General features: G+C 61.8%; 4 protein-coding genes and 1 pseudogene. 3 read left to right on the top strand and 2 right to left on the bottom strand.

Going from position 1 to position 7548, the window contains the following annotated elements; all coding sequences use genetic code 11:
- The first annotated feature begins 433 nt into the window (after positions 1 to 433).
- Positions 434 to 820 (top strand): response regulator transcription factor, encoded by a 387-nt coding sequence (locus AWB69_RS33210; RefSeq protein ID WP_062091051.1) that lies wholly within the window; start codon positions 434 to 436, stop codon positions 818 to 820.
- Between the two features lie 85 nt (positions 821 to 905).
- On the opposite strand, the gene AWB69_RS33205 is transcribed toward AWB69_RS33210, so the two are convergent.
- Positions 906 to 3347, bottom strand: coding sequence for a hybrid sensor histidine kinase/response regulator (locus AWB69_RS33205; protein WP_082913689.1), 2442 nt, complete (start codon positions 3345 to 3347; stop codon positions 906 to 908).
- Between the two features lie 180 nt (positions 3348 to 3527).
- Between AWB69_RS33205 and AWB69_RS33200 the strand changes: the two are divergent.
- A pseudogene (locus AWB69_RS33200) lies at positions 3528 to 4680 on the top strand (ATP-binding protein).
- A 246-nt stretch (positions 4681 to 4926) separates the two neighbouring features.
- Here AWB69_RS33200 and AWB69_RS33195 read toward each other — a convergent pair.
- Positions 4927 to 5922: a GlxA family transcriptional regulator gene (locus tag AWB69_RS33195; RefSeq protein ID WP_062091050.1), complete on the bottom strand. Its 996-nt coding sequence runs from the start codon at positions 5920 to 5922 to the stop codon at positions 4927 to 4929.
- A gap of 112 nt (positions 5923 to 6034) precedes the next feature.
- On the opposite strand from AWB69_RS33195, the gene AWB69_RS33190 reads away from it, so the two are divergent.
- Entirely contained in the window at positions 6035 to 7399 is a 1365-nt protein-coding gene (locus AWB69_RS33190; protein ID WP_062091049.1) for an aldehyde dehydrogenase family protein, read from the top strand.
- Positions 7400 to 7548 lie beyond the last annotated feature (149 nt).

The raw sequence follows: 7548 nt of genomic DNA, 5'->3' as shown, positions 1-7548 counted from the left end.
TTTAAGATGACTTCACCTGAGGGAGGGGCTTTCTGAACATGTTCCGCACGCGTGCGGCGGCCGTTCAACGTGACCGTTATTTAAGTGATAACGGCAAATAAAGGCATACCTTTACGCTGTAGCGTCCTCCGTGTGCCACGGCGTCGGAGGCGAGACAGTGATCGACGTCCGTGGATGGACATCCGTGGCAAATTCGTTCTGCGGATCGCCGACAGGCAAACGCCGGCCATGAACGGTCCTTCGTGTCCGGTTGGCATGCGTCTGCTCGCGATGGGTGAGCCGCCCTTCGACCAGCTAACGACTTTCAAGTTGTCTGGGGCGGTATTCGAAGTCTCCGGCAGATTGCTGGTGGACGAAAGTCCTATACCGCGTTCACCGACGTCACACTAAGCTGAGCTGTACTGGTCTACGGCGCGCGATCCGGTCGATATATATGGTGAAAGTCAATAAAATCGTTGCTGTGGTCGATGATGACGGATCAGTTTGCCGAGCCATCAAGCGTTTGCTACAGGTCGCCGGAACAGGGGTAGACACGTTTTCCGGTGGCGATTCATTTCTGAGGATGCTGTCATCGGCACCTTCATATCGCCCCGCTTGCGTCATCCTGGATTTCGAGATGCCGGGAATCAACGGGCTTGAGCTACTGCGTCACCTTGCCCCGACTGGAGTGCCCGTCATATTCATCACCGCGGATGACGATTCTGCCGTTCGCGAGACAGCGCTCGCGTCAGGCGCTGCAGGCTATCTGCAAAAGCCATTTACCGGCGCAATATTGGTCAAGGCCGTCGAAATGGCGCTAAGCGGTGTGCCGAGACCATAAGCAGTCCGTCACCAATTCACGCGTAACATCGATGCATCGATCGCCCTCGGGCACTCCACCCAAAGAGACACATAGGCGCGGCGCGCTAACGGGAACGTGTACTTTCACTTGTCCCATCGGTCGTCGCGGACTCGCCATCACCGGCAGGACAGTTCGCCTGCAGCCTGTTGGCCGGCCGCAGTGCGACACGCAACTCATCAAGCGTGAAAGGCTTACGCAGCGCCGACCACTGGAACCTAAACTTCTCGTGATCCGGGACAGCGTTTCCCGAAGCGAAAATAATCTTAAGTTCCGGGCGGATCGCAAACGCGCGTAGCGCCAGTTCGGTGCCTGACATGTCTGGCATGACGACGTCAGTGAGCAAGACGTCAAAGTCATTCCCGCCAAGCGTGTTCAGCGCCTGCGCCGCGCTTGCTGCGGGCTGCGGACGCATCCCGATCAGCATCAGTAGTTCGCACGTCGCGTCAAGCGACGCGACGTCGTCATCCACGACCAAGATGCGCAGGCCGTCCCCGTCTCCGGCTGACACGTGCGCGTCGCCAGGGCGCGCGCTGCCTGGGCCGCTTTCGCCCGCCTTGGCGTCGCTGTTGCCGAGCACCTGCCGCACCTTGGAGGCGAGCTGCTGGCGGCTGTATGGCTTGCTCAGCAGTTCCACCCCCGGATCCAGTCGGCCGCCATGCACAATGGCGTTCTGCGTGTAGCCCGACGTAAAAAGGACCTTCAGCCCCGGCAACATCTGGACGGCCCTTCGAGCCATTTCCGGACTGCGCAGCGCGCCTGGCATCACCACGTCCGTGAACAGAAGGTCAATGTGCACACCGCTCGCCACGACGGTCAGTGCCTGCTCGGCGTCATTGGCCTTGAGCACCGCGTAGCCGAGGCCGGAGAGTAGTTCGACAACGGTCGACTGGACCTTCAGGTCGTCCTCGACGACGAGAATTGTCTCGTTGCCGTGCTTCAGTCTACCGGGCGTGGCAGGCTTCGTGTCAACCGCGATTCCGGTGGAACGGGGCAGATAGATCTTGACGGTTGTTCCTTCTCCGATCTCGCTGTACAGCCGGATGTGGCCGCCGCTCTGCTTGACAAAGCCGTAGGCCATGCTCAGGCCAAGGCCCGTACCCCGACCGTCTGGCTTGGTACTGAAGAACGGGTCGAACGCTCGCTCTATCACTTTCGGGCTCATGCCGGCTCCGGTGTCCGTCACGGCGAGCATCACATACTGCCCAGCGGAGACGTCAGGAACGGATGATACATATTCGTCGTCAAGCGTCGCATTCGATAGCTCAAGAGTGAGCTTGCCGCCATCGGGCATGGCGTCGCGCGCGTTGATTGCCAGATTCAGGATCACGTTTTCCAGTTGATGCGGATCGACATTGATATTCCACAGGCCCCCGGCAACGACCGACTCGATCTCGATCGTCTCACCCAGCGCCCGTCGGAGGAGGTCGTCAAGTGCGCGAACCTGACGTGCGGGGTTGATGACGACCGGGGCGAGAGGTTGCTGACGACCAAAGGCAAGCAGCTGGGACGCGAGCTTGGCGCCGCGATCGACCGCGTCGATTGCGTTACCGACCCGCTCGGCGCTCCAGTGGTCGCGGCCATGCCTGCTTTCAAGCAGTTCCAGGTTGCCTCGCAGAACCTGGAGGACATTGTTGAAGTCGTGCGCCACCCCGCCCGTCAGTTTTCCGAGCGCTTCCATCTTCTGCGCCTGGAACAATGCGCTCTGCGTCTGCTCAAGAAGCTCGCCCGCGCGCCGTCGCTCGGTGATGTCCCGCGTGATCTTTGCGAATCCGACCAGCTCGCCGTCCTCGTAGATGGCATCGATGACCACGTGCGCGAAGAAACGGCTGCCGTCGCTTCGCACCCTCCAGCCTTCGGCCTCGAAACGGCCTTCTAGCCTGGCTGTGTCCAGACCCCTGAAAGGGACACCCGCAGCCACATCTTCCGGGGTGTAAAACCGGGAAAAGTGCGAGCCAATGATCTCGCCCTCGGTGTACCCCTTGATTCGTCGCGCTCCCGAGTTCCAGCTCGTGATGTGCCCATCAGGCGAGAGCATGAAGATGGCATAGTCGGTAACGCCCTGAACCAGCAGGCGGAAGTTCCGTTCGCTCTTGAGCACGGCGTCGTGAGCCGCCTTCTTGTCACTGACGTCGCGAATCACTTTGCCGAAACCGATCAGATGGCCCTCGCTGTCGCGTAGCGCCGTCATTACGACGTTCGCCCAGAACGTTGTACCATCCCTGCGAACGCGCCAGCCCTCCGCCTCGTAGCGCCCTGTCTGCGTCGCCGCCCGGAGCGCCGCCTCGGGCGCACCCCCAGCCCGGTCGGCCTCGGAAAACAAGGTCGAATATGGTTGTCCTATAATTTCTTGGGGCTGGTAGCCTTGGATGCGTTCGCCGCCGGGGTTCCATGTAAGGACAATGCCATCGGGCGAGAGCGCGAAGATAGAGTAGTCGTCGGTGGATTCAGCCCATAGCTGGAGCCAGACGGAGCTGAATTCTGCCGGTTGGGGGTCAATGTCATTCATGTGTCTATCATTATGTTGGCCCTTCCTCCCGCGCGGCGTGAGGAAAAATAACCAGTAGCAAAAAGCGAGCCGCGGGTGGCTGTGTTGATCCGGCTACCATGACCGGCCATGTTTTCATCTGATACGAAGCCGACCCGGCCGTTGGTCCGCCGTCGGTACTGTAGTAGCCCCAGGAAAGCAATGCGACTGTCGCAATTTATCTCAGCCGAAATGGAAGCGATTCTTGCGGAATGGGAATCCTTCGCCGCCACGATGCTGCCTGCCGCGCAGGGATTGTCGCCCCTCGAGCTGCGCGACCATGCCCAGCAGATCCTCGAGGCGGTCGCCAGGGACCTGGCCGTGCCGCAGACGAGACAGGCGCAGCTCGACAAGTCGAGAGGTCTGGCGCCCGTATCTGACGGGGCGCCGGAAACGGCTGCGCAGACCCATGCTGTCCTGCGCGCGGCACGGTTTTGATATCAACCAGCTGTGCGCGGAATACCGTGCGTTGCGCGCTGTTGTATTTCGACTCTGGCTGGATGAAGGCGGGGCTGAACCGCCCGCACTGGACGACATCGTTCGCTTTAACGAAGCGATTGATCAGGCGCTGACAGAGTCGGTAAGTTTCTTCAGCAGCCAGGTGGACCGGTCACGCAACCTTCTGCTGGGTATGCTCGGGCATGACATGCGCAGTCCCCTGCACACCATCCAGATGACCGCGCATCAACTTGCAAAGCTTGACGATGGCCAGCAGGTGTCCGCCGCTGCGGCGCGGTTGATCAGGAGCGGCGCGCGCATGCAGGCGCTGCTCGACGACATGCTGGACTTCAGTCGAACGAAGCTTGGTCTGGGTATCAGGGTCGCGCCTGCGCCCGTCGATGTAGCCGCTCTCGTTGCCGACGAACTGGAGCAACTGCGCGTGGCGCACGGGACGCAGAGCGTGGAACTCGATGTGGCTGGGGACACCAGGGCACTGTGCGACGGCCGGCGGATCCAGCAGATGCTTGGCAACTTCGTGGGAAACGCGATCAAGTACGGGGAGCCAACGGCGGCCGTGGAGGTGACGGTCACTGGAGGGAATGGGGAGATATCCATCGCCGTCAGGAACCGCGGGCCGGCAATACCGCCGTCCGTCCTACGTCGCGTGTTTGAACCGCTTGAGCGCGGTCCGGGCGCTGAAACGCGGCCGGGCTCAGAGGACAGCCTCGGTCTGGGACTCTACATTGCAAGAGAAATTGCCCATGCTCACGGCGGCGAAGTAGCCGCACGGTCTGACGAATCGGAAACCGTCTTTACCGTTCGGCTACCTCGTGGAGCTGGCGACGTCCGTGAAGATCCACCACACCAACACTAGCACTTTCGACTGGAGTACCGATTGGGCAGGTCCGGCGCTGACGCGCCGCTCCGGTGGGGTCTATGGGAGCGAGCCGGACGGCCGCTTTGCAACAAGATAGAGACGTCTACAGAAACTCCGTGAAGGACGGTAATGGGCTGGGTACGGTCGATCGTCCGTCGGGCAGAGGGCGGCCACTTTGGGACATTCAGATCGGCGCGCAGATTGCCAACAATTCTGGCTGTCGCACTACAACTGGCGCAGAAATCAGACGGTGGCGGCAAAGCGCTTTCGATACTCGCGTGGTGGAATTCCTAGAATCCTGATGAAGGAGCACCGCATCTGCTCCTCGTTGTTGAACCCGGAGTCCTCGGCGACGGACTCGATCCGGTCTCCTGTCTCTTCGAGACGCCGCCTTGCTGCTTCCACCCGTATTGCCTCCACGGCCTTTGCTGGAGTACGGCCCCGCCTTTTCGCATAGGCCCGCGCGAAGTTCCTCGGGCTCATGTGGACTCGCTCCGCAAGCGCGTCAACTCTCAGATCCTCTTTCAAGTGCTCGGCTATCCAGCGGTCGAGTGGGTCGAACGTTTCCGATTCGGACTGGGCTTGAGCGGCCAGAAGAGCGCTGTACTGGGACTGGCCGCCGGCACGTTTCAAATACACCACCAGCATGCGGGCAACGTTCATTGCGACTTGCCGCCCGGCATCCTCCTCGATCAGGGCAAGGGCCAGATCGATGCCCGTCGTCACGCCGGCGGAAGACCACACCTTGCCGTCGTGCACAAATATCGCGTCGGGCTCCACAGCCACTTGCGGATGCCGCGCGGCCAGCAACGGGGCGTGCATCCAATGGGTCGCAGCACGACGTCCGTCCAGCACTCCAGCCGCGGCAAGCAAGAAACTGCCAATGCACACCGAGCACACCCGTCTGCATGTGGGGGCCTTCTTCCTGACCCACTGAACCAAATCGCGGTCGCGGGTCACATCGTCCACCAAAAAAGCGCCTGGCACGATCAAGGTATCAATCTGCGTCCTGTGCAAGGTGCGCACTGAATCCGTGACCAGCGCCACGCCGTCGGCAGTTTTCACGGGGCCACCGCGCACCGAGACAACAGAGCACTCGTAAGTCCCGAGACGTCCGCTTGGGCTTGAGCCGCCGAAAGTGGAGGCTATGCGGAACGCCTCCAACGGTCCTGCAAGGTCGAGCAATGAGATGCGGTCGTAGGCGGTGAAGACGATGCGGCGCGAGTTCGCTTTGGGCATAGTGGCAGGTTTCCTGTGATAGTTGGCATTGCTGCCAGCCTACCAAAGTTCGAGACTTAGGCCAACACGAAGTCATCCCATCGCCACTACCCATGAAAATGAGGAGTACCGTATGACCTTTCAGTCACATAATCCCGCAACAGGCGAGCTTGTAGGAACCTATCCGGAGCACGATGAGGCGGAAACAAACGTCCGCCTTCAACGCGCTTGGGATGGATGGCTACGCTGGTCGCGCACGCCCTTGCACGAGCGCTCGGCTTTCCTCATCCGGCTTGCCGACCTGCTGGACGCGCGGGCGGAACCCTATGCCCGCCTGATTACCGCCGAGATGGGCAAGCCGCTGGCCGACGCAATTGCCGAGATCAAAAAATCGGCCCGGGACGCCCGGCACAAGGCGGAAGAGGGCAAAGCCTATCTTGACCCGCAGCCGATCTCCGGCTTGCCCGCGCAGATCACCTATGAGCCCATAGGGCCGATCTTCTCCGTGCAGCCGTGGAACCTGCCGTTCTGGCAGGCACTGCGCTTTTTCAATACCACGGCCCTGGTCGGCAACACCGCCATCGTCAAGCATGCGGAGGCCGTGCAGGGCTGCGCCCGGGCCCTGGAAACCCTGGTGCGCGACGCCGGCGGCCCAGACGGGCTTTACGTCAACCTCGCGATCCAGGTCGAAGCCTGCGCGGCCGTCATCGCCGATCCGCGCGTGCGGGCGGCGACGGTCACCGGCAGCGTCCGCGCAGGGCGCGCGGTTGCCGCCCAGGCGGGCGCAGTTGGCAAAAGGGTGGTGCTGGAGCTCGGTGGCTCCGATCCGTTCATCGTGCTGGAGGACGCCGATCTGGCGAAAGCCGTGCAGATGGGTGTCGTGTCGCGTTACCTCATCAACAACGGCCAGGGCTGCATCTGCGCCAAGCGTTTCCTGGTCGCCGAGCCGTTGCTTGACGCCTTCACCAAGGCGTTCGTCGAACAGTCCAGGGCGCTGCCGATGGGTGATCCCATGCAAGAGGGCGTCAAGCTGGGCCCGCTGGCCCGGGCCGATCTGCGCCGCAACGTGCATCGACAGGTGCAGGATGCAGTGAAGGCCGGTGCGCGCGTGCTGACAGGCGGCGAGATTCCGGCGGGCTCGGGCAACTTCTATCCACCGACAGTGCTGATCGATCTGCCGCCGGAAGCGGCAATCGCCAAGGAGGAATTCTTCGGTCCGGTCGCCGTGATCTACGCGTTCAAGACCGAGGAGAAAGCGGTCGAACTCGCCAACGACACCGACTTCGGCCTCGGCGCCACGGTCTGGAGCCGTGATCTCGAACGGGCCAATCGCCTCGCCAGCCGCATCGAAGCCGGGATGGTGTACATCAATGACATCGTCCACTCCGACCCGCGTGCGCCGTTCGGCGGCGTCAAGGCCTCTGGAATCGGGCGCGAACTCGGCGCCCCCGGAGTCCTGGAACTGGTCAATCCGAAGCTCATCTGGCAGGGCGGCTAGCCGGGGCACGGCGGGTCTACCACATCAAACGAGACGTGCAGTCGGCAGATCTGAGCGGCGTAGCCGTCTTCCTTGCCAGCGCCGACGGCGACACCTCAGGGCAACTGCCGAACATGGATGACGGAAACATCATGCACTGAGCGGTGATC

The sequence above is a fragment of the Caballeronia udeis genome (assembly GCF_001544555.2).
Taxonomy (GTDB): Bacteria; Pseudomonadota; Gammaproteobacteria; order Burkholderiales; family Burkholderiaceae; genus Caballeronia; species Caballeronia udeis.
The sequence above is the reverse complement of the archived record's forward strand: the minus strand, read 5'-3'. Positions and strand labels throughout refer to the sequence as shown.